Here is a 20199-nt window from a genome sequence, read left to right as displayed (position 1 = left end):
GTGGAGGAATGGTTGAGGGAGGGCGTTTTCGAAAAGAGCCCGGCCCCTTTCTCCAAGGGGCCGCGTCTGGAAGGAGTCGCCACCGTCCGTTTCCGGGTGACGGTTACTTCTCTTTCATGTTTTTCTTGACCGATTTGACAAAGCGTCCGAAGGCCCGGTCCTTCTTCCGTTTATCCAGATAGGACATATCGTGGTAATCCGTCTCCTTTTTCAGCTTGAGATAATTGGCATAGCGATCGCTGCTCAGTTTACCGCTTTCAATGGCGGCCCGGACGGCACATCCGGGCTCGTTTTCGTGGCTGCAGTCGGCGTAGCGGCAAGTCGCGGCAAGTCGGACAATGTCTTCAAACCCGATGCCGATCCCCTCGCCGGCCCCGAGAAGGCCGAGTTCCCGCATTCCCGGCGTGTCGATCAGCATCGCACCTTCGGCAAGAACGACGAGCTGGCGGCGGGAGGTCGTGTGGGTGCCTTCTCCCGTACCGCTGACGGCTTTCGTGCTCAACGCATCCCGGCCCAGGAGGCGGTTGATCAGGGTCGTTTTCCCGACGCCGGAAGACCCGAGCAGGCAATAGGTCCTCCCGGGGAGGAGTGTCTGCTGAAACGGTTCAAGCCCGTCGACACTCTTGTTGCTGAGGGTGAGCACTTGCGCCTGGGTGACGGAGCGGACGAGCGCGATTTTCTCTTCCAGTTCATCCCCGGTGATCAAATCCGTCTTCGTGAGTATGACGACCGGTTCGACATGCCCTTCCGCCGCCATGACCAGGTAGCGGTCCAGACGCCGGGGATTGAAGTCAAAATGGCATGACTGGACAAGGAAAGCCGTATCGATGTTGGCCGCGATCATCTGGTAGTCGATCCTGTCGCCCGCGGTTTTGCGGCGCAGGAACGTCTTTCGTGGAAACACCCCGTGAATGATCGCTTCGGTATTATGGTTGTAGTATTCAGCCGTTACCCAATCTCCGACACAGGGCAGGCCGGCAGAGTCGTCGATTTGCCAGGAAAGCCTCCCCGCGAGCTCCGCCGGGATCTCTCCCGATTCATTCCTGACCAGGTATCCGCCGCGGTCTACCGCCGATATGCGCGCAATGTTCCTGCCTTCCGCATGCAATTCGCCAACATGCGGCTCGAACCATTCATCAAAACCCAGGTCGCTCAATCTCATGTCCATGACGTCACCGGACGGGCTATATACTCGAATTGCTTCTTTCTGTCCGTAAAAAAGGATCGAATGGATCCATCCATTCGCGGCATCTCCCGGGTTCAGACCCTTGCATCGGCATCCTGGGCCGGCCGGTTTCGTGAACGGCAGGGTCCCGGCTGAGTCCCGCAAATGACGCTTGACAAGGGGAGGGAAGGCAATATATTGCCAATCAGCAATATGGAGGAAGTCGTTATGGAAGCATTCGTAAGCGTGATGAAGGCCCTTTCGGACCCGAACCGGGTTAGGATCGTCAAGATGCTCCAGCGCAGGATGATGTGTGTCTGCGAGCTGCAGGCGGCCCTCGGAGTGGCCCAGCCGACGGTCTCCAAGCACCTGAAGATCCTGGAGGAGGCGGGGCTTGTGAGTCGCAGGAAAGACGGACTCTGGGTCAACTATACCGTTTCGGACGGGAGCCGGAGTCCCTACGCAGCGAGCATGCTTGGCAATCTCCGTCATTGGCTGACCGAAGACCCAGACCTTACGATCCTTCTCGACAACATCGTGGGTCTGGACAGGGCGGCTTTGTGCGCCCGGGAGACACCGAACGCTTGAATAGCCACCCGACGATGCAAGCGTTCTCTTCATCCCGGCGGGTGTGAATTTCGTTTCTGGAGATGATCAAAATGAAGTTACTCATGGATCTTGTCGTTGCGGGGCTCCTGGCCCTGCAGGATTACGTGGCCACCCACGTGCTCACCTGCCTGATCCCGGCGTTTCTGCTGGCTGGGGCCATGGTGGCGTTTATCAACCAGCAGGCCATCCTCGAAGTCCTGGGGGAGAAGGCCAACAAACTGAAATCGTTTTCCCTGGCCGGCCTGGCCAGCTTCTTCGTGGCCGCCTGCTCCTGCACCGTCATCCCCGTCTCCAGCGGCCTTTACTACAGCGGGGCGGCGGTCGGGGTGGCCTTCATCATCCTCTGGGTCGCCCCGTCGGCGAACATCCTGTCCCTGATCTACACGGGGAACATCCTGGGTTACGAGATTGTCTTAGCCCGGGTGGTGGCCTCCCTCATGATGGCCTTTGTCGTCGGCTGGGTCATGACGGTCTTTTTCGGCAAGGAGAAAAGGGAGACGGTCGCAGCCTTCCAGGCGGAAGATGCCCCCCAGGCCATCGTCTCCCGACCCCACCTGATCCTGATGGTCCTGATCCTCCTGTCGCTCCTGCTTCCAAACTACATCGGCCAGACGGGACCCTATCTCACGAAGGTCCTGATCTGGGGTGCCACAACCCTTGTTCTGGCCGGCTACGCCTGGAAAGCACTGTCTCGTGAGGAAATCGCCTCGTGGCTCCGGGAGAGCTGGTGGTTCATCCGGATCATCTTTCCCCTCCTGTTGGGTGGTGTCTTTCTCGTCGGAGTCATCGGGAAGCTCCTGCCGGAGGAGTGGATCCGGGCCTGGCTGGGCGGAAACGGCATCACCGCCTCCTTCCTCGCCACCATGATCGGGGCCGTCAGCTACTTCGCCACCATGACGGAGGCACCCTTCGTGGACACGCTCATGAAGCTGGGCATGGGCAAGGGACCCGCCCTGACGCTTCTCCTGACGGGTCCCGGGTTGAGCCTGCCCAACTGGATCGCCATCGCCCGGGTCTTCGGGGTGAAGAAGGCCGTGGTCTATGTCATCACCATCATCATCCTGGGGACGCTCGTGGGCTGGTTCTTCGGGAATTTCATTCTTTGAGGCGACACTGTGAGCGAGCGGGAAATCGTCCAGGTCCGGGTTGAAGGCGCCTTGGTCGGGATCGTCGGCCTGACCGCGATCATGAAGGAGCTTACCACTGACAGGACAGGCAGAACCGATGAAGAGATCCGGGAAGAGCTTCTCCGCCGGGCCGGTGAAGGCAATTACATCCCCCGGAAGGCCCGGGATGCCTATGGGAAGGCCCTCCTGAGAGAATTCAGGAAGTTCCGGGGAGAAGCGGTGGAGGAAGAGGTGCTGCCGGGTACGCAAGTCCGGATCCTGGGACCTGGGTGCACCCGGTGCTGGCAACTGGAGCGGGACGTCCGGGACGTCATGGCCGAGCTGGGCCTGGCGGGCGATCTGGTTCACGTGGACGATCTCAAGGAAATCGCCCGCTCCGGCGTGATGGGTGCTCCCGCCCTGGTCGTCAACGGGAAGGTGCTGGCGGTGGGTACAGTTCCCTCGAAGGCGGACATCCGCAAGTGGCTTACACAAATGGCAAAGGAGGATACGTAATGGAAATCAAGGTATTGGGACCAGGCTGCGCCCGGTGCGAACAGGTGGAGAAACTGATTCGGGAGGCTCTCAAGGAAGAGGGGCTCACCGCTGATGTCTCCAAGGTGAAGGACATGAAGGAGATCGCCTCCCATGGCGTCTTCGGCACACCCGCTGTCGTCGTGGACGGCAAGGTCAAGTCGGTGGGAAAGATCCCGACTAAGGACGATATTAAGAAATGGCTGAAGAAGTAAGCGGACCGGCGGATCCGAAATAAATACCGTAAGGACGGGAAAACACGATGAGAAAATATCTGGAAAAGGTTCAGGATTTTCGTTTTCTGCCCCTCTTTGTCATCATGAGCATGGCTGCGGGCATCACCATCGGAAAGGTTTACGGCATCTCAAACTTTGCCCTGACGCCTCCCATCGACGCCATCAAGGCGATCTTCTCGGGAACGTATTCGTTCACCTTGGCCAACAGCCTGGCGCTGGGCGTGGTGATCGGCCTGTTCCTGATGATGTATCCGGCCATGACGAACGTCAAGTTCGAGGACCTGGGCAAGGCGGCCACTTCCCCGAAGCAGCTGCTCCTGGTGCTGTTCTTTAATTACCTGGTGGCGCCCTTCTTCATGCTCCTCCTGGCGAAGATCTTTCTCTCCGGCTATCCGGATCTTTACGTCGGCCTCGTCCTGTACGGGCTGGCGCCATGCATCGCTATGGTCATCGTCTTCACCTTCCTGTCCCAGGGCAACAATGCCCTCGCCATCGTGCTCGTGGCCATCAACTCGATCTGCCAGATGCTCCTGATCCCCGTGTACGCGAAGCTGCTCCTCGGGGAGGTGTCCTTCGATGTCTTTGTCGTCGGGGAGAGCGTCCTTCTCTATCTCGGCGTTCCCCTCGCCGCAGGCTTCCTGACCCGGCGGATCGCCGTGAAGAAAATGGGGGAAGAGGGATTCAAGCATTTCAAGACCTACCTGGATTCGCTCTCGATTATCGGCCTCCTCTTCACCCTGATCGTCATGTTCGCCCTCAAGGGGGACCTGATCCTGGAAAATCCGATGCTGATCGTCCACATGGCCGTTCCCATGACGCTGTTTTTCTGGATCATGTTTGCCGTGGTCTACCTGGTGGGCTGGAAGATGGGCCTGAATTACGAGGATTCCGTCGCCGTGGCCTTCAACTCCACGGGCCGGGACTTCGAGATCGCCATTGCCATTGCCATCACGGCGTTCAACCCGGTTGTCGCCCTGGCTACGGTCATCGGGCCGCTCATCGAGGTCCCCGTGATGCTGGTCCTGGTCTGGGCGGCGCGGCGTTCCAGGGAAGCACTGTTTGCCGGGAAGCCGGTCAGGGCGGAGGCCGTTCCGGAGAGGGTGCGCAGCTCTCACCCGAGCAAGCAAAAGAAGAGTAAATAGCGCGGGTGTCACGTCCGACGAAGGGGAAGGAGACAGGCGTGTTTGAAAGAATTCTGTTTCCTGTTGATTTCTCTCGCCATGCGGAGAGGGTCGTTCACCGGATTCCGGACCTGGAAAGTGCGGGCCTTCAGACGGCTGTCTTCCTCCACGTGATCGATCCGGTGAAGGCCGCTCGGTGGACCGATGTGAATGAGCGCGCACTCGAGCGCTACATCGCGGACGCAAATACCCAGCTGGAGAAACTGACGGAGCCGATTGAAAAGAGAACCGGCGCTCGCCTGATCCGCTACGTCATCGTCGGAGTCTCCGATCAGGTCATCATCAATACGGCCAAAGACATGGGGGCCTCACTCATCGTCATGGGTGCCCACGGCAGGAGCTACATACGGGGAGCGCTTCTGGGAAGCGTGACGCACAAGGTCCTGCGGCGTACCCGGACGCCGCTCCTGATCGCTCGCTTTCAAGACCCGGAGGCCAGGGTCGAGGAGGACCCTGATTATCTGCCCCGGCATCCCTGCGCAAGAATCCTCTATCCGACGGATTTCTCGGACAATTCGCTTCATGCGTTCCGCCGGATCCAGCACTGCCGCGTCGGGGACGCGAAGGAAGTCATCGTTCTGCACGTTCAGGACCGGCGCTTCCTAATGCCGTATCTCAAGCACAAGATGGAGGAGTTCGACCGCATCGACGTGGACAGGCTTTCGGAATTGAAACGCCAGCTCGAATTCCTGGGGTTTACCGTCCGCACGGTCCTGAAGACGGGGATCCCGGCTGCGGAGATCAATCTTCTGGCTGAGGAAGAAAACGCCACGATGATCGTCCTGGCCTCCCACGGGAAGAGCAACATTCGGGATGCACTGCTGGGAAGCGTCGCCGATGCCGTAACCCAGCGCCATGTCCGCTCTGTCCTGGTCATCCCCAGGGAGCCGGAACCATAAAGGAGGGAATATGGCTGATGACTGCTGCAGCAGGGAAAGCAACCGCATGATCATCTGGTGCGCCGGGGCTTCGAATGTGGGCCAGATGACGCATCAACTGGCCGTGGAGCTGGCAGGGGAAGGGCAGGGGCGCCTGTTCTGCCTGGCTGGCATCGCGGCCCACAGGAGCGGCTTCGTACGGTCGGCGAAGGATGCCGAAGACATGCTGGTCCTGGACGGATGCCCCGTCGCCTGTGCCGCGAAGATCCTGGAACACGTCGAGGCGCCCGTCATGAACCACTTCGTCGTTACAGAGATGGGCGTCGAGAAAGCCTTTGGCGAGGCCCTGAAGCGGGAGGACATCGATCGGGTCAAGGCATGGATACGAAATGCCCTGACGTCATAATCTCTGCGAAGAGAAGGAAAAGAATCCACGAGAGAGGCAATGTTTGTGAGAATGTTTAACTGCCGGAAAATGTATCGAAAGGTGTGGCTCTGGATAGGAGCGGCTCTTCTTGTCCTGGCCATCCATGCTCCTGCCGGGGCCGACACGATGACGATCCCCGTGAAGGGGATGGTTACGATGGTGGACCTGGGGGCCGCCACCTGCATTCCCTGCAAGATGATGGCCCCGATCCTCGACCGCCTGGAGAAGCGCTACCGGGGAAAGGCGGCCATTGTGTTCGTCGATCTACGCTACCACCGGGACGCCTCGCAGCATTTCGGCGTCAAGGCGATTCCGACACAGATCTTCTACGACCGGAATGGCAAGGAGGTTGCAAGGCATCTCGGTTTCATGAGCGAGGAGGCGATTGTGGCCCAGCTCAAGGCCATGGGCGTGCAGTGAGGGCATGGCCTTGGAATCCGTCTTCCTGACCATCAATGAATGGATGACGGGCGCCCCCGCATGGGCGGCACTGGGCGCCTTCTTCTGGGGCATGGTCAGTGTCCTCTTCAGCCCATGCCATCTCGCCTCCATCCCCCTGATCGTGGCTTACGTGGGCGGCCAGGAAAAGCTCCTCCAGCCCCGCGAGGCCGCCGGTTACGCGGTCGTTTTCACGGCAGGTCTCTTCATCACCATCGCCCTGATCGGTGCAGCCTGTGCCTTCCTGGGACGGATGCTTGGGGATGTCGGGAGTTTCTGGCAGATCCCCGTGGGGCTGATCCTCATCTGGGTGGCCCTCGGCATGATGGGAGTCGAGTCCTGTTCCTCGTCGAGCGGCCTCCTCCATCGCCTGCGCCTGCGCGGCATGGGCGGGGCGTTTCTCCTGGGCCTTGCCTACGGTGTCCTATCGGGCGCCTGCACGTTCGGCTTCATTGCCCCTATTCTGGCCCTGATCGCCATCCAGAAGGAGATCGCGGCCGGCCTGACGATGATTGTCCTGTTCGCACTCGGCCACTGCCTGCCCATTGTCCTGGCGGGAAGCTCCAGCGCCTTTGTCCGGAGGGTGGTGGAAAACCAGGACTGGCAGGGGGCGGGCGCCTGGTTCCGCAGGGGGGCCGGGGCTTTCATCGCTGTCCTGGGGGTTTACTTCATCGGTAACCCGTTCTGGGGGGGATAGGAGCGGAGGAGAGGAAGCATGAAAAAAGTCCTGTTCATCTGCACACACAATGCATCGCGATCCCAAATGGCGGAGGGGTTCCTCCGGGCCTTGAAGGGAGATCGTTATGAGGCCTTCAGCGCGGGAACGGAGCCCAGGGGGGTGAACCCCTATGCCATCCGGGCCATGGCGGAGGCCGGGATTGATCTGCAGGGTCATCGTTCCAGGAACGTGGACGAATTCCGGGACATGACCTTTGACGAGGTGATCACGGTATGCGATTCCGCCCGCGAATCCTGCCCGGTGTTTCCAGGTGGCGGCCACAAGAGGCACCAGAGTTTCCCGGACCCGTCCCGCTTCAAAGGGACGGAAGAGGAGATCCTGGCGGGTTTCCGTACTGTGAGGGACGGGATCCGGGACTGGATACTCGCTGAATTCTGAAGAAATGACAGGCAGGGGTCACATCGACGGTATTTCCGATGGGGAAGACGGTCTGCCTGAAGCAAAACATCGATTCTATGGAGAGGAGAGAGACAACCATGAAACGTCAGCACGGGTCGTTCGGTTTCATCGGTGGCGGGCGAATCGTCCGGATTATTCTGGAAGGACTGGAGCGGAAAGACAGGATGCCGGAGAGGGTCATTGTCAGCGATGCCGGCGAAGAGATTCTCCGGGCCCTGAAGGCCCGCTTTCCCGGGATCGAAACGGCCGGGGCGGACCCGAAGCAGCCTGCGAAGGCGGACCTTGTCTTTATCGCCCTTCATCCGCCGGCAATCATGGGCATCCTGGGAGACATCCGACCGATGATCGGTGAAAATTCGATCGTGGTCTCCCTGGCGCCGAAGCTGACCATCGCCCAGCTCTCGAATGGTCTCGGAGGGTTCGCCCGGATTGTCCGGATGATCCCCAATGCCCCGTCGATCGTCAACAAGGGGTTCAATCCCGTCGCATTTGCATCCGCTTTCGATGAAGACGAAAAGAAAGGCCTGAGGAAAACCTTCGAGACTCTGGGCGACTGCCCCGAGGTGGAGGAGGGGACCCTGGAGGCCTATGCCATCCTGTCGGCCATGGGTCCCACATATCTGTGGTTCCAGTTGCAGGAGCTCCGGGAAATCGGCGAATCCTTCGGCCTGTCTCCCAAGCAGGCCTCCCGGGCCCTGAACAAGATGGTGAAGGGGGCCGCGAAGACCCTTTTCGACTCGGGACTTTCATCCGCGGAAGTCATGAATCTCGTCCCGGTGAAGCCTCTTGCGGACGATGAGGAGGCGATTCGCTCGGCCTACCGGACAAAACTGACGGGACTGTACGCGAAACTCAAGCCTTGATAGAATTTTGCGGGACCATTGCCTCCCTGCGTATCCTTTTGGAACAATCGCTCGTCTAAACGGGTAAAAATGCAGAGGAGGTCTTGGAGATGAAACTGGATGAACAAACGAAAAAGCTGATCGCAGTGGGCGCTTCCGTGGCGTGCAATTGCCATCCCTGCCTGGAGTACCATCTCGAGAAGGCGCAATCCATGGGGCTCGACTCCGGGCTGGTGGAAGAGGCCATCGAGACGGGAAGAGCCGTCAGGAAAGGAGCCGCGTCGAGCATGGACCGCCTTGCCGCTCATTTGACGGACCGCAATGATGCACCCGTGAAGGTTGCCTGTTCGGGAACCGGGTGCTGCGGCTGAGAGGAGGAATGCCATGTGGCCCTTCTACGGAAATGAGACGTGGATCTGGTTCTGCCTGATTCCCTTTCTGTGCATGATCATTTTTATGATCATGATGTTTGGCGCGGCCCGTCGGTGCATGAGAGAAATGGCCGCATCGGGGGCATCCGGCGGGAATTCGGTTGCCATGAGCGCGGGGAGTCGAGCGGATGGATCATGGAGGGGCATGCGGGGCTCGATGATGCGGTCCTGTATGGAAATGATGAGCCGTCAAATGGCTCCGAGGGAGACGGAGTTGCAGGGGGCTTTCAGGCAGTGGTCACGGAACCAGGAGCAGAAGATCCTGGAGCTGCTGGACCGGATGAAGACTGCGGAGCCGGCGGAAATAGCCGCTGCGCTGGGGATTGACGAAGAGGCTTGTGTTTCCCTCATTCAGACACTCATTCTCGAAGGGAAACTGAAGATCGGCGCCGTGAAAAAGGCGGCATGAGCAAACGCATCGGGCAGGAGTTGTGCTGTGAAGGGTAACGGCCATTATGAAGAGGAATCGCTCAACGTGGTGACTCGCGACCCTCTGGACTTTCGGAAGATTCATGATTCCTTGCGCCCGAAAATCCTGCGATACCTGTCCAGGATGGTCGGTCGGGAAGAGGCGGAAGACCTGGCCCAGGAGGTTTTTGAAAAGGTCGGCAAAGGAATGCAGGAATTCCGGGGTGACGCCAGCGTGTCCACGTGGATATACAAAATCGCCACGAACACAGCCCTGGACCATCTCCGTGCTCACGCGAAACCGGCTGTGACGGAAGACATTTCAAGGGAGTATGATCCCGTCAGCATCGGGGAGATTCGGAATGCCCCGGCTGGCGGGATCGATGAATCAACGGAAGGGCAGGTCATCCGGTACGAGATGAATGCGTGCATCCGGGAGATCATCGACCGGCTGCCCGCCGACTACCGGGCAGTCATCCTGTTGAGTGATCTGGAGGGATACCAGGATAAGGAAATCGCTGAAATTTTGGGGCTAAGTCTCCGCAACGCGAAAGTGCGCCTTCACAGGGCACGAGCCCGGCTGCGGGAAGCCCTGTCGAATGGATGCACCCTCTACTGGAATGAAAAGAATGAATTTGCCTGTGACCGGAAGGAATTGACCTCTATTCTCCCCTCGATTGCCTGATCAGCGCCGGCGGCCATACCGCCGGTTTTGCCGTCGCGATCAACTGCAGCAGGTTCCCTTGACCTTTCCCGCGGACGCGTTCTTCGGATCGACGCTGCAGCCGCAGGAAGCGCTTTGCCGGTACAACAGACCGTTGATCACGGCGGCGGCGCATCCGACGCCCGCCTCGACGGACACGGCGCCGGCGGGGCAATTCCGGCTGCAGGCGCCGCACTCCATGCAGGCATCGCGATTCCGGATGCGGACGCGCTTTTCGCGGAGTTCAAGGACCTCGTGCGGGCAAACCTCCAGGCACACGCCGCAGCCCGTGCACTTTTCCCGATCGACTTCCAGCGTCACCACGTTTTTCAGGTAGATCATACTCATCGTGATATCCTCAGAACCAGCGTGAAATCAGCAGAACGGCAAAGCCGGAAACGCCGGCGCCGATTTCCATCGGCAAGGCCCATCGCATTTCTCGCCTCACCCCGGAGAGAGACGTGTAGGTGGATGCCCCGGTGAAGTTCATCGCCAGGAAGGCCGAAAATGCCGGGATCATGAGCAGCCAGGCCCCCCCGAGCAGGATGTCCCGCCAACTATCCAGGTCCAATCCCCATGCATAAAGAAGGAGGATCGCTGTTGAGAGACCGACGGAAAATCCCTTCGTCGCAAAGGCGCGCCCGGGGAGATAGGGCAGAAGAATCGGGCTCAGGATTGCGCCGGAAACAATCGCCAGCAGGAAGGCCGTCAGCGAAAAGATTCCGTCGTGAAGCATGTTCTGCAGGAAAGACCCGTTCCCGCCGAGTGCGCTGATCAACAGCAGGACGGGGATGATCGCGACCGCGGGCTTCATCGCCGCGACCAGTTCGATGGGAATGAGTACGGAGCGCTCCAGAAGCGGGAACGTTTTTTGCCGCATCCCGGGCGTTGCTTTCATGCCGGCGTCGAGATAGGCGGGAATGTCCCGGGCGAGAATCGGGCCGTAGTGGACTTTGAACCCGGACAGCTTCCGGACCAGGTGGGCGGAGACGCCCGGGGCGCCCAGTTGAGGCAGGATCAGATCGCGGTGCCTCACGCAATCGGCCAGGCCGCTCGCCTTGATGCGTCGGATCAGTTCCCCCGTTCCGAAGGTGCCCTTGCCGGCGGCGCACCAGACGTTGATGCCGTCCGTGTCAAGGACGAGGATCCAGAGGTTCCGTCCCGGCAGGGCCTCCCGCAGGCGGTCGAAGCTCATCTTGTAGTTGGCCGTGACGAGTACGGGAGATCCCTCGTCTGGCGATCCGAGCGCATACAGGCCCGGATCGATGGCATAGTCCATCCTGCCCACGCCCCAGCGTGCCTTGAACGAGCCCCAGCGGTCGCGCCATATGAGGAGCGAAGAGACTTGGGGAATCTTTCCCACGGGAGCGTCAACGTTCCCGATCACAAAGGATTGATCAAGAGAGGGGGGCGCCTGTACAGGGACATCCGTATCCGCCAGGGCGCAGGCCTGTGGTGACGCCATGGGAAGAAAAGCGAACTGGCTCGATGAATCGGCCCCGGGAATCTTCATGATACCGTCTCCGGACAGACAAGGAATACCAGCTTGTTATCAGGAGACGACATCACGCATCACCGGGCCGAGGAAGCCCTTTACCTGGTCGGCCAGATTGTCGGCCTTGAGCAGCGTCAGGCAGCAGATCTCGCCGCCCTTCTGGAAGCTGATCAGGGCGAGCTTGTCGCCGGCCTTGATGTTTGCCCTGTCGCGGATGTCTTTCGGGAGAACCATCTGGCCACGCTCATCGACGCTGATGAGCGATTCGATCTGGCAGCAGCTCGATTCCCTGTCTTCGGAAGCGCAACAGGCCGTATTCGCATTCGTCTTGGCCTTGGCCATGAAACCACCTCCCCCGCAGATTGCGGGATATGATAAAATCAGATGAATCAGACGCTGCTGATTTAAATGATAATGGAGTGGTTGTCAAGCATGAAAAGCATGGTCCATAAAACTCGTCCCGGGTGAACATCCGCTTCATCGGTGGACGTCAATACACATAGGGAATCAACTTCTTGACGCGCTTCCGATATTCCGCGTAGCCGCAAAAGGCATCCTTAAGCCACCGCTCTTCCCGACGCGCTTTGAGGTCCAGAAACGCAAACAGAATCAAGGCATAAAGAAACGTGAGGCAGCCCTGGCTGAAGAAGGCCCACCCAAAGGCCATGATGATCGCGCCTCCGTACATGGGATGGCGCACGAAGGAATAGGGTCCGCTGACAATCAGCGGCGCACCCTCCTTGGGGCATGGCACGGCCGCAATGTTTCTTCCCAGCATCATTGCGCCGGTCACGACCAGGAGGAACCCGGCCAGCATCAGAAGGCCGCCCAGGAAGAGCCCAACCTGCACATACGGATGCGGCCAGGCCGGCGGCGCCCATCCGTTTCTCGGGCCGAACGCGACCAGCAGGAACAGGGCGGCCTGCCCGACGACATACCATTCACCGCGGGTGCCTTTCCACCAGGGCATACGGGGAGAAATCATGTAGTCTCCTTTCCGGTTGGATGGCCGTTCATCTTGTTGTTTGTCAAGGTGATACCTTCTTTCTTTTCGACATCACGGAAGTCAGGCAGATCCACAGCCCGACGATGATCATCGTCAGCGGGAAAAACAGGCTGCCGTCAATCCAGCCGACCTTTGCCATCAGCAACAGTGTCCCGACGATGATGAACAGGATTCCCAGCCTGGTCCGCCGGCACCATTCCCCTCGACCTTCCCGTTCTCCGGATCCCGAAAAACAGGCACTCATTTCCTTCCCGTTTGATCGATGCATGGCTCGCTCCTTAATTGCATGCGCAGGAGGGGCCGTCCGTGCAGCACACGCCGACCGACTCCTTGTCCGTCTTCCGTCCATCGGACATGACGCCCTCCATCCTCTCCAGGACGTCCTGGTCGGCGAATGTCGCCGCCTTTTCGCGGATCGTCCTGACGATGGACAGGCACATCCTGAAATCCCCTTTGCCCGCTCCTTCTTTGAATGCCTGCTTCAGTTCATCCGCGGCATCCGGGGCCGCGTTGGCCGCGGCAAATGCCGCGGCACGAATCATGGCCGCGCACTTCCGCAGGTCCGTCTTCCGGCCCTCCTCACCGGCTTGCCCGTCGGCTTTAAACATCCCGGCCAGCCGCTCTTTCATGGAGCGGATGGCTTCCGATTTCGCCTCGAATCCCATCCGGCATGCCGATGCCAGCTCTTCCGCGGCAACCCCCTGTCCTTCTGCGAGCTTGAGAAGATTCTCCGCGCATTTCTCACAACCGCCGCCGATTGCCGCCCCCAGAGCGACCAGAATCTTTTCTCCGTCGCTCATGACGCGCTCTGTCTTTTCCATGTTTCGGGTGACCTCCTTTCGGTTTGCTTTGAGACCGGTAAGAGCAGTTCCCGTGCCATGTCCCGGCATGGCTCCGGGAGAAGGCCGCCATCGTTGTAACATATTGATAATCATAAATTATTTACGGAACTGCAAAAGGGGGCTGCGCTGCATCATTCGAAGCGCGTTACGATTGGTAACAAATTTTCCGGGGCAGGGTGTTACGGTTGGTAACAGGATCGGGGAAGGTTGGGGTCAGCGGTTAGGGGTGGGGCGGGGGACGCCCAGACGTTTTCGCTTTTCCCACAGATTCTTGCGGCTGATTCCCAGTGTGGCGGCGATCTCCTCCTCAGTGTGAGCGGCCTGGAGGGACAGGATCATGTGCTTGGTATAGCCTTCCAGCGACAGGGGCAACAGGACGTCATCCGCCGTCTCCGTACTTCCGGCGATCTTCTTCGGGAGCTGGGCAACCCGGATCGGCTCGCCGTCTTCCGTAAGGTGGATGGCATATTCCATGGCGTTCTCCAACTCCCGCACGTTCCCGGGCCATGGATATTCCAGCAGCGCCCTGAGCGCCTGCGGCGCGATGGCGTTAATCCGGCGCCCGTGCTCGTCGCAGAGACGCAGCAGAAAGTGACTGGCAAGCAGGGGGACGTCTTCCGGGCGCTCCCGTAAAGGGGGAAGGGAGACGGGGATCACGTTCAGCCGGAAAAAGAGGTCCTCCCGGAAAGCACCGTCGCGGACCGCCTGCTCCAGGTTGCGGTTGGTCGCCGCAATGATGCGCACATTGTATTTCCGGACCCGGTTTTCTCCCACGCGCCGCGTTTCCCCCTCCTGCAGGAACCGCAGGAGCTTTGCCTGCAGGGGAGCGCGCAATTCCGCAACCTCGTCGAGAAACAGCGTTCCCTGGTCCGCCGTCTCGATCAGTCCGACATGATCCCGGACCGCGCCCGTGAAGGCTCCCTTTATGTGGCCGAACAGCTCGGACTCCAGGAGGTTCTCGGGAATGGCGCCGCAGTTCAGGGATACGAAGGGCTTGTCCCGGCGGTTGGAATTGGCGAAGATCGCCCGCGCGACCAGCTCCTTTCCGGTCCCGGACTCTCCATAGATCATGACGGAGCTGGACGTTGCCGCCACCCGCTCGATCAGCCGGAAAACGGCCTTCATCTTTTTGGACTGGGTGACGATGTTCTCGAACTGCGCCCTGCGCACCATCTCCCGCCGCAGCGCGCTGAACTCGTCCGCAAGACGCACGTGCTGCGTGACGTCCCTGACCGCCTCCACCGCGCCGACGATGTTCCCGTCCGCATCGGACAGCGGAAGCGACTTGAATTCAACAATCAGGACGTTTCCGTCCGGCAGCCGGATGTCGCGCACTCCGGTGCGCGGCTTGCCGTCCTTCAGCACGTCGAGGATGAGGCAGTCTTCGCACGGCTCGACGCGGCCGCGGTAGGCGGCGAAGCATTTTTCGCCGATACGGGATCCGTATTGACGACGGATGATTGCATTCTGGTAGATGATGCGCAGATCCCGGTCGATGGCCGTCACGCCGTCGCTGACGGCATTCATCAGCGACTCGGTGAATTCCTGGGAGAAATGAAGATCCGCCATCGGCCGCTCCTTTTGCCCGTATCCCGTTCGCGTGCTGAAGAATGGATGAAGCGGAGGATTGCCTTCTATCTGCAGTCCCGTGTCCTTCTCATACAGGACATGAATGTCAAGTGCCAGTTGAATGAAGGGTGTTTGTCTGTTGATAATGCTTCCACACCTCTCCGATGGACTTCGCCTTCGGGGCATAGGCGTGGAATGCAAATCCCAGGATGAGAAAGATGCAGACGGTGGCCGTAACAGGAATCCAGGTGCGGCGGATGGCCGATTCCAGCCAGGAGTGCTGTTCCACCTTTTTCAGGTGCCGGTACAGGCCGGAAACGAGAACACCGTCGAGGAGGATTTCCGCCAGGAATGTCGGGGCAATGACGATGACGTAAACGGCTGACAGGACGGCGGCCAGGACGGCGGCGGCAACCACAATGATGACGATCAGCTCGTCACAGTCCAGATCGAAATCGGTGGCTCCGGAGAGGCTGTTGAGGATGCGGCCGGAAGAAGCCTCGCCCCCAGCGAGGGAGACCTCGGCTCCTCCTCCGCCGGAATCGCCGCCGGCAAAGCCGCTCACGTCCGGAGCCGCGCCCGCCGGAGATGCTGACGAAATGCCCAGCGGCAGATTCAGATCGACGGGGAGATCGTCGGAGACCGTGTCCGTGCCTGATCCTGATGAGGGTTCCCGGTGATACAATCTTCGATGCCAGTAATAAATCCAGAGGCGCAGGAGCAGGAGAAAAACGCCGTAGGCGAAGAGGACGGCCAGGGGATATCGCAGCCACAGAGAATGGAGTCCCAGGTGGAGCATCCCGGCGGAGAAAAGGAAGCCCGCCAGGCCTGTCGCCGCCACCATCATGGTCATCTGCACCCGGGGGATGCCGCGACGGACAAGGAAATTCCCGATCCTGACAATGGCCCGGGAGCGGCTGTCCCGGACCTTGATGCCTTTCAGAGCCATATTCCCTTTGAAATGATCAGAGCTTTGGCCACTTCTCCTCCGCCTCGCACCTCCGGAATATCCTGCCGCCTGCGTTCCAGTGGGCCGGACTCACGTCGAAGACGTATGCGGTCGAGACAAGCAGCGCAGTGATAGAAAGTAGTCCAAGAAACGGTGATGCATCGTTCGTTTCGGGGTTGGGATCGGCTTACTTTTTCCCCTTTTTGTCATTTGCTCTCTTTTCTGCGTCAGACGTCAAATCAGGCGTGTTCGAATGATCGGATGAATCATTCAAATCCTTGAGGTCTCCCATCACTTCTACCGGCTTAACATCGATGCGTTTGCTCTCTTCTTTCTTAACCGGTACATTGGATGCGTTGACACGGGGAACAACCGCTTTCTTTTCGGCAAATGCAATCGTGCTGAATGTGAATAGCTCATTTGGATGGAAATCACCACCTGGATTCACCGGATGGAATTCACTTCCGCGTTTGACAGATGCAGGAAGGAACGATACCAGATGAGGCGTACCCTATGCTTGGAGGTGCTATGATGGAATTCACAGAGGTTGTCGCGTCACGACGGAGCATTCGCAGATTCCGGGAGGAGGACATTCCGGCCGATGCCGTCGACTTGCTTCTCGAAGCGGCCAGGCTTGCCCCTTCAGGGTCCAACGTCCAGCCGGCCCGGTTTGTCGTTGCTCAGTCACGCGTTGCCAAGGAAGCCATCGGCCGGTGCACGCCCTATAAATTCATTGTGAAGGCGGCGGTCATCTTCGTGTGCTGCGCCGAACTGACGGCCATGACAGCCAGGGACGGACGGGTCGAGGAACTGTTGCGGGAGGGTGTTTTCGAAGGGGTGGATGTCGACATGAACGACTCGGCTGCCGTCGTTCCCGTCATGGACGAGGAGGCGGTCAAGGCTTATCTCTCCATGAACGTCGCGATCGCCGTGGAGCACATCGTCCTCAAAGCGGTGGACATGGGGCTGGGAAGCTGCTGGATAGGCAGGTTTGATCGCGGAAAGCTCAAGAGCGAACTGGCCTTGGACGGAAATATCCACCCGGTGGTCCTCCTGCCCGTGGGTCATCCCGATCAGTCGCCCCGGGCAAGGCCGCGCCTCACGCGGGAAAAACTGGTGCTGAAAACAATCTGAATGGGGAGAGAAGAGCCCTCGCATTGCAGAAGAACAAAACCATAGCGTGCTGATGATTGCCGTCATGGAACGGATCATCCCGTTCTGTTCAGGGCAGTGCGAACGGTTTCGGCCAGTTCGTGCATTCGAACGGGCTTCATGATGAAAAAGCGGATCCCAAGAGCGGTTTGCTTCTCCAGGTCCTCTTTTTCCTGGAAGCCGGAGCACAGGACGACGGGAATGTCCGCCCGGATTTTGCGCAATTCCCGCACCACGTCGAAACCCGTCATGTGCGGCATGGTCTTGTCGGTGATCACCAGATCGAAGTTGTCGCGGTTCCTGCGGAATTCCTCGACTGCCTTGAGGGGGTCGGTTTCGGCAACAACCCGGTACCCGAGACCTTCGAGGAACTCCTTTCCCAGATCGGCCAGAGGCTCTTCGTCATCGATGAACAGGATCCGTTCGTTCCCTCCTGTAAGAGGGGGCGCCACCGGGGGCTGGACGATATCGGCCGGCTTTTCCATCAGCGGCAGATAGATGCTGAAGAGCGAGCCTGTTCCAATCTCGCTGTATACCTTGACTTCCCCGCCGTGCTCCTTGACGATGCCGTGGACAACCGCCAGTCCCAGGCCCGTTCCCTCACCTTTCCCTTTCGTCGTGAAGTATGGGTCGAAGATCTTTCCCAGGTCCTCCTGCGGGATGCCGTGGCCTGTATCCCGGACGTCCAGCTTCAGGTACCGGCCGATCGTAAGAGACGGGAAATGCAACTGCTCCTCATCGCCGATAAAAACCTCCTCCAGGCCGATCTCCAGGATCCCTCCCGTGTCAGCCATTGCCTGCCCGGCGTTCGTGCACAGGTTCATCAATACCTGGTGGACCTGGGTATCGTCCGCCAGGATCATATCCGACGACACGTTCAGCGTCTGCCTGATTTCGATGGTTTTGGGCAGTGATGCCCGGATGAACCTGGCGACCTCCTGAATGATCGGGATCACGGCGATTGGCCGTCTCTCCTGCGCCGTCCGGCGGCTGAAGGTCAGGATCTGCTGCACCAGATCCCTGGCCCGGCAGGTCGCATGGAAGATCTCTCCCATGGCGTGATATACCTTCGGACGATCCCGGACCTGCTCCCTGTACAACTCCGTGTAGCCCATGATCGCGCCCAGGATGTTGTTGAAGTCATGGGCGATGCCGCCGGCAAGTGCGCCGATGGCCTCCATCTTCTGGGCCTGGTGGAACTGGTGTTCCATACGGACGCGCTCCGTAACGTCCCTGATTGTTTCAATGGCCCCGACCACCGATCCTTTCGTATCGTAGAGAATGGACGCCGTACCCAGCAGATATACTTCCCTTCCGGCGAGGCTGGCTATGTGCAATTCCCCGGTGAGCACATTTCCCTGCCACTTGATGGTGTTGCCGCTCTTGTCGACTTCCTCTCTTGGCAGAAGCACCAGGTCGATCAGGGTGGACCTTCTCTCTCCGTAGAAGGGCAGGGTGTACTCCCGGTCACCCTTGCCGAGCATGTTCTCCTTCCCGACCCCCGTCAGGGCCTCGATGGCGCGGTTCCAGGCGATCACCCGGCCGGCCTTGTCGATAACGAACGTTGAGTCCGGGAGAAAATCTATGATATCAGCCATTTGTCTCTGCGCTTCCTTCAGGGACTCTTCCGCCTTCTTGCGGTCTGTTATGTCGAGAAGGGCTGCAATGCTTTTCTTGGTGCCTGGAATGATGTCCACGTGGAGGAAGATGTTCCTGATCCGGCCCCCTTTATCGACAAACCGAAATTCGTATTGCTTCAGCGGCGGTTCGCCATTTGCCCTGCGCTGCCGGTGTCTTGTCAGCATGTCGTCCAGGTCTTCCCGGAAGGTGAAGTCCGTCCAGCTCTTCTTTCCCTCGATTTCCTCCTTGGCATAACCGGACATCGCCACAAACTCTGCATTGGCGAAACTGATCGTTGTATCCTCCTCCAGGATGACCGTTGCAGTGCCCGTGTTTTCAAAAAGCGTCCGGTACCACGACTCGGATTGCTTCAGCGCTTCCTGCGCGTCCTTCACATCGGTGAGGTCGATCAAGGATGCCACGCTCTTTTTCGTTCCCGGGATCATCGATATTACCAGGTAGACATCCTTGATGCGACCTTCCCGATTCACAAGCCGGAATTCATAATTCTTTCTGGCAACATTCGTATCCGCCGTTCTTCGCAGATTATGTTGACGAATCATCCATTCCCGATCGGCCTCCGTGACGAATTCCGTCCATTTCATCCTCTCCACGACTTCCTGTTGCGGATAACCGATCATCTTTTCGAACTCTTTGTTGACAAAGGATATCGTCATATCCTCTTCGATAATCAGAATTGCGGTGCCTGTGGTTTCAAGGATGGTCTCGTGGAGGATTTCGCTTTTCCGAAGTCTCGACATGGAGCGGACCGTGAAAATAAGGGAAGCGAGGGTGATCATGAGTGCCAGCATCGAGCTTGCGGGGAGGGCGGCATTGACGGCCAGATCCGTTTTCCAGGTGCGGGCGTCGATGTCCATGCCCATCACCGCGACCAGACTGTTCGTCGCCGGATCGATGACAGGAACCAGTGCCGTGATCCATCTGCCCCAGCGATCGGATACCGGGCCTACGGCGGCATGTTCCCTGGTGTCGAAGACACGCCGATACCCTTCGGGCGCCTCACGGTATAACTGTCCGGGGGGGGAGTAGTCCTTCGAATCGGTGGGTTCGGAATCAACATAGATGAAAAGATTCCCGTCGGCCCTGCGGCCCATCAGGTACAGGAATCTGCAATTCTTATGATCCTTTCGGATCAGGGAGAGCTGCTCCTTGAGCCGGCCGTAATCGGGATTGTCAAGGTCGGCATCCGTGCCGGTGAGGGTCTTGATCCTGTTGTGGTTCAGCGCTCGCTCCACAAGGCGCGCTTCCAGCAGCAGGACTTCGCGCATCTCCCGATCGACCCGCTGCACCATCCACCATGTCAATATCGTCCCGACGATCAGCACCGCTGCGATCATGCCGATCAGCCACGCGCGGAATCCTTCTCTTACAAACCAGGATTTTGTTCGCTGCGTCATATCGGGACTCCCTGTTCACGGTAGGGCCGGTGTCCGGAACGCAGGAAAAGCA

At 59.1% G+C, this 20199-nt stretch carries 26 protein-coding genes; 15 read left to right on the top strand and 11 right to left on the bottom strand.

The features are described 5' to 3' along the window. Nucleotides 1–103 precede the first annotated feature (103 nt). A complete protein-coding gene (rsgA, locus tag PLO63_15350) occupies nucleotides 104–1168 on the bottom strand; it encodes a ribosome small subunit-dependent GTPase A (GenBank protein ID HOI75520.1) in 1065 nt (354 codons plus the stop codon). Between the two features lie 225 nt (nucleotides 1169–1393). Between rsgA and PLO63_15345 the strand changes: the two genes are divergently transcribed. The 14 genes from PLO63_15345 (at nucleotide 1394) to PLO63_15280 (ending at nucleotide 10078) form a co-directional block, all read left to right on the top strand. Further along, the gene (locus PLO63_15345) at nucleotides 1394–1753 is read left to right on the top strand and encodes a metalloregulator ArsR/SmtB family transcription factor (protein ID HOI75519.1); all 360 of its coding nucleotides are present in this window, start codon (nucleotides 1394–1396) and stop codon (nucleotides 1751–1753) included. 71 nt (nucleotides 1754–1824) lie between these two features. Beyond that, nucleotides 1825–2880: a permease gene (locus tag PLO63_15340; protein HOI75518.1), complete on the top strand. Its 1056-nt coding sequence runs from the start codon at nucleotides 1825–1827 to the stop codon at nucleotides 2878–2880. 9 nt (nucleotides 2881–2889) lie between these two features. Next, nucleotides 2890–3396, top strand: coding sequence for a thioredoxin family protein (locus tag PLO63_15335; GenBank protein ID HOI75517.1), 507 nt, complete (start codon nucleotides 2890–2892; stop codon nucleotides 3394–3396). Further along, nucleotides 3396–3629 carry a thioredoxin family protein gene (locus PLO63_15330; GenBank protein HOI75516.1) on the top strand — a complete coding sequence of 78 codons (234 nt, stop codon included), beginning with the start codon at nucleotides 3396–3398 and terminating at the stop codon, nucleotides 3627–3629. The genes PLO63_15335 and PLO63_15330 overlap by 1 nt, the downstream gene beginning before the upstream one ends. Nucleotides 3630–3676: 47 nt before the next feature. Further along, nucleotides 3677–4792, top strand: coding sequence for an arsenic resistance protein (locus PLO63_15325; GenBank protein ID HOI75515.1), 1116 nt, complete (start codon nucleotides 3677–3679; stop codon nucleotides 4790–4792). Nucleotides 4793–4830: 38 nt separating this feature from the next. After that, complete coding sequence (locus PLO63_15320) at nucleotides 4831–5730, top strand: universal stress protein (protein ID HOI75514.1); 900 nt, start codon at nucleotides 4831–4833, stop codon at nucleotides 5728–5730. A 10-nt stretch (nucleotides 5731–5740) separates the two neighbouring features. Further along, nucleotides 5741–6115 carry a putative zinc-binding protein gene (locus PLO63_15315; GenBank protein ID HOI75513.1) on the top strand — a complete coding sequence of 125 codons (375 nt, stop codon included), beginning with the start codon at nucleotides 5741–5743 and terminating at the stop codon, nucleotides 6113–6115. A gap of 69 nt (nucleotides 6116–6184) precedes the next feature. Beyond that, nucleotides 6185–6556 carry a thioredoxin family protein gene (locus PLO63_15310; GenBank protein ID HOI75512.1) on the top strand — a complete coding sequence of 124 codons (372 nt, stop codon included), beginning with the start codon at nucleotides 6185–6187 and terminating at the stop codon, nucleotides 6554–6556. Between the two features lie 4 nt (nucleotides 6557–6560). Further along, nucleotides 6561–7271 (top strand): cytochrome c biogenesis protein CcdA, encoded by a 711-nt coding sequence (locus tag PLO63_15305; protein HOI75511.1) that lies wholly within the window; start codon nucleotides 6561–6563, stop codon nucleotides 7269–7271. 18 nt (nucleotides 7272–7289) lie between these two features. After that, entirely contained in the window at nucleotides 7290–7691 is a 402-nt protein-coding gene (locus tag PLO63_15300; GenBank protein HOI75510.1) for an arsenate reductase ArsC, read from the top strand. 98 nt (nucleotides 7692–7789) lie between these two features. Further along, the gene (locus tag PLO63_15295; GenBank protein ID HOI75509.1) at nucleotides 7790–8575 is read left to right on the top strand and encodes an NAD(P)-binding domain-containing protein; all 786 of its coding nucleotides are present in this window, start codon (nucleotides 7790–7792) and stop codon (nucleotides 8573–8575) included. A gap of 89 nt (nucleotides 8576–8664) precedes the next feature. Continuing rightward, on the top strand, nucleotides 8665–8925 hold the full coding sequence (locus PLO63_15290) for a carboxymuconolactone decarboxylase family protein (protein HOI75508.1): 261 nt from the start codon (nucleotides 8665–8667) through the stop codon (nucleotides 8923–8925). A 253-nt stretch (nucleotides 8926–9178) separates the two neighbouring features. Beyond that, nucleotides 9179–9394: a hypothetical protein gene (locus PLO63_15285; protein HOI75507.1), complete on the top strand. Its 216-nt coding sequence runs from the start codon at nucleotides 9179–9181 to the stop codon at nucleotides 9392–9394. Between the two features lie 27 nt (nucleotides 9395–9421). After that, nucleotides 9422–10078 carry a sigma-70 family RNA polymerase sigma factor gene (locus PLO63_15280; protein HOI75506.1) on the top strand — a complete coding sequence of 219 codons (657 nt, stop codon included), beginning with the start codon at nucleotides 9422–9424 and terminating at the stop codon, nucleotides 10076–10078. A gap of 39 nt (nucleotides 10079–10117) precedes the next feature. Here the strand turns inward: PLO63_15280 and hgcB are convergent, their stop codons facing one another. The 9 genes from hgcB to PLO63_15235 form a co-directional block, all read right to left on the bottom strand. Next, nucleotides 10118–10444, bottom strand: a complete 327-nt coding sequence (gene hgcB, locus PLO63_15275; GenBank protein ID HOI75505.1) for a mercury methylation ferredoxin HgcB — start codon at nucleotides 10442–10444, stop codon at nucleotides 10118–10120. A gap of 10 nt (nucleotides 10445–10454) precedes the next feature. Beyond that, nucleotides 10455–11609: a mercury methylation corrinoid protein HgcA gene (gene hgcA / locus PLO63_15270; protein HOI75504.1), complete on the bottom strand. Its 1155-nt coding sequence runs from the start codon at nucleotides 11607–11609 to the stop codon at nucleotides 10455–10457. Nucleotides 11610–11648: 39 nt separating this feature from the next. Continuing rightward, nucleotides 11649–11933 carry an HgcAB-associated protein gene (locus PLO63_15265; protein ID HOI75503.1) on the bottom strand — a complete coding sequence of 95 codons (285 nt, stop codon included), beginning with the start codon at nucleotides 11931–11933 and terminating at the stop codon, nucleotides 11649–11651. Between the two features lie 148 nt (nucleotides 11934–12081). Then, nucleotides 12082–12576, bottom strand: coding sequence for an isoprenylcysteine carboxylmethyltransferase family protein (locus PLO63_15260; GenBank protein HOI75502.1), 495 nt, complete (start codon nucleotides 12574–12576; stop codon nucleotides 12082–12084). A 43-nt stretch (nucleotides 12577–12619) separates the two neighbouring features. Beyond that, a complete protein-coding gene (locus tag PLO63_15255; GenBank protein ID HOI75501.1) occupies nucleotides 12620–12865 on the bottom strand; it encodes a hypothetical protein in 246 nt (81 codons plus the stop codon). A 10-nt stretch (nucleotides 12866–12875) separates the two neighbouring features. After that, nucleotides 12876–13418 (bottom strand): hypothetical protein, encoded by a 543-nt coding sequence (locus PLO63_15250; GenBank protein ID HOI75500.1) that lies wholly within the window; start codon nucleotides 13416–13418, stop codon nucleotides 12876–12878. A 234-nt stretch (nucleotides 13419–13652) separates the two neighbouring features. Further along, complete coding sequence (locus PLO63_15245) at nucleotides 13653–15008, bottom strand: sigma 54-interacting transcriptional regulator (protein ID HOI75499.1); 1356 nt, start codon at nucleotides 15006–15008, stop codon at nucleotides 13653–13655. A 106-nt stretch (nucleotides 15009–15114) separates the two neighbouring features. Further along, complete coding sequence (locus PLO63_15240; GenBank protein HOI75498.1) at nucleotides 15115–15957, bottom strand: hypothetical protein; 843 nt, start codon at nucleotides 15955–15957, stop codon at nucleotides 15115–15117. Between the two features lie 187 nt (nucleotides 15958–16144). Next, entirely contained in the window at nucleotides 16145–16405 is a 261-nt protein-coding gene (locus PLO63_15235) for a hypothetical protein (GenBank protein HOI75497.1), read from the bottom strand. Between the two features lie 80 nt (nucleotides 16406–16485). Between PLO63_15235 and PLO63_15230 the strand changes: the two genes are divergently transcribed. Then, nucleotides 16486–17091 carry a nitroreductase family protein gene (locus tag PLO63_15230; GenBank protein ID HOI75496.1) on the top strand — a complete coding sequence of 202 codons (606 nt, stop codon included), beginning with the start codon at nucleotides 16486–16488 and terminating at the stop codon, nucleotides 17089–17091. Nucleotides 17092–17165: 74 nt separating this feature from the next. On the opposite strand, the gene PLO63_15225 is transcribed toward PLO63_15230, so the two are convergent. Further along, complete coding sequence (locus tag PLO63_15225; GenBank protein ID HOI75495.1) at nucleotides 17166–20147, bottom strand: PAS domain S-box protein; 2982 nt, start codon at nucleotides 20145–20147, stop codon at nucleotides 17166–17168. Nucleotides 20148–20199: the final 52 nt, after the last annotated feature.

The organism is Syntrophales bacterium (assembly GCA_035363115.1).
GTDB lineage: Bacteria > Desulfobacterota > Syntrophia > Syntrophales > PHBD01 > PHBD01.
The sequence above is the reverse complement of the archived record's forward strand: the minus strand, read 5'-3'. Positions and strand labels throughout refer to the sequence as shown.